We start from the raw sequence: 851 nt of genomic DNA on the forward strand, positions 1-851 counted from the left end.
CGTTGCCGCCGGAGCTGGATGACGATGTCCGGCTCGAGGACCGCCTATATCCGCCACCATCCGATCGGCCCAGCGACGAGCGTCCGCAGCCTGATTGGGCGCTCGTGCATCGCGAGCTGCGGCGCCCGAATGTCACGCTGATGCTGTTGTGGGAGGAGTATTGCGACGCAAGCTCCGACAGCTTCAGCTATTCGTGGTTCTGCGAACGCTACAAGGAATGGGCCGGCCGCCTCAAGCCGACCCTGCGCCAGGTCCATGTCGCCGGCGAGAAGCTGTTCGTCGACTATTCCGGCCACACCATGGAGGTGGTTGACGGGCTCAGCGGCGAGGTACGCAGCATGCAGATCTTCGTCGCCGTGCTCGGCGCCTCGAACTATACCTATGCCGAAGCCAGCCTCAGCCAGAGCCTGCCGGACTGGATCGCCTCGCACGTTCGGGCATTCTCCTATTTCGGTGGCGTGGCCCGGCAGACGGTGAGCGACAATCTGAAGGCCGGCATCACCCGGGCTTGCTTTCACGAACCGATGGTCAACCGGACCTATGCCGATCTCGCCCGCCATTACCGCACCGCCATCGTTCCGGCGCGGCCGTATCGGCCAAGGGACAAAGCCAAGGTCGAAGTCGGGGTCCAAATCGTCGGCCGATGGATTCTGGCGCGCTTGCGCAACCGCCGCTTCTTCTCGCTTGCCGCCCTCAATGAGGCGATCCACGCGCTTCTTGTCGAACTGAACGATCGACCTTTGCGCAGCTGGGGACGAAGTCGCCGCGAACTGGTCGAAGAGCTCGATCGTCCGGCGCTGACCCCCTTGCCGGATGAGCCGTACGAGTATGCCGAGTGGAAGCGCTGCCGG

1 protein-coding gene is annotated in these 851 nt (G+C 64.0%); it reads left to right on the forward strand.

What is annotated here, in order from left to right; all coding sequences use genetic code 11:
• Window positions 1-851 (forward strand): IS21 family transposase (gene istA, locus Q2941_RS51740; protein WP_458197561.1); only part of this gene is annotated, 851 nt, incomplete at both ends.

This window comes from Bradyrhizobium sp. UFLA05-153, assembly GCF_054185185.1.